At 78.6% G+C, this 687-nt stretch carries 1 pseudogene; it reads left to right on the forward strand.

The window, feature by feature from the left end:
* A pseudogene (locus EF903_RS33410) lies at positions 1-687 on the forward strand (S9 family peptidase); the annotation flags it as partial.

A 687-nucleotide genomic window follows, 5' to 3' on the forward strand; every position in this document is an offset into this window, starting at 1 on the left:
ACGCGGAGCGAGGCGGCCCCGGACGGCGCCCTGTCCGCGTACCTGATCGACCCGGACGGCACGCACGCCCCCGTCCTCCTCCACACCGAGCCCGGCGCCGCCTCGCTCCGCGTGTGCGACATCGCCGCCGACAACCGCTTCGTGCTGCTGCGCCGCGGGCCGCGCGGCCGCCGCGAGGCCCTCCTGCTGGACCGGGCCACCGGCCGCATCCCCTTCCGCCTGCACGTCGCGGACGGCGACCCGTGGATCGGCCGGCTCTCGCCCGACTCCCGCACCCTCTGGCTGCGCAGCGACGCCGACCGGGAGTTCGCCGCGCTCCTGCGGGTCCGGCTCGCCGAGGACGGGACCGCCGAGGACGTCTCCGTGGCCGCCGAGCGCGACGGATCCCAGCTCGACCTGCTGAGCCTGCCCGACCACGGCCGCTGGGCCCTCCTCGCCTGGAACGCCCACGGCGCGAGCGACCTGGAGAGCGTCGGCCTCGACGGCACGGGGGCCGCCGTCGGCCCGCACCACCGCTCCGAGCTCCCGCACGAGGTCGTCACCCGCATCGCGCCCGTCGCCCGCGGCGGCCTCTTCGCCGCCCTGTCCGGCTCCCGCCGACGCCCCGGCATCTGGCAGGTCGACGGGCTCTTCGGCCCCGTTCGCACCGGCTGGACCGCCCCCGACGGGGAAGCGGCCCCGCCCGGC

The sequence above is a fragment of the Streptomyces sp. WAC05292 genome (assembly GCF_003949955.1).
In the GTDB taxonomy this organism is placed as follows: Bacteria; Actinomycetota; Actinomycetes; order Streptomycetales; family Streptomycetaceae; genus Streptomyces; species Streptomyces globosus.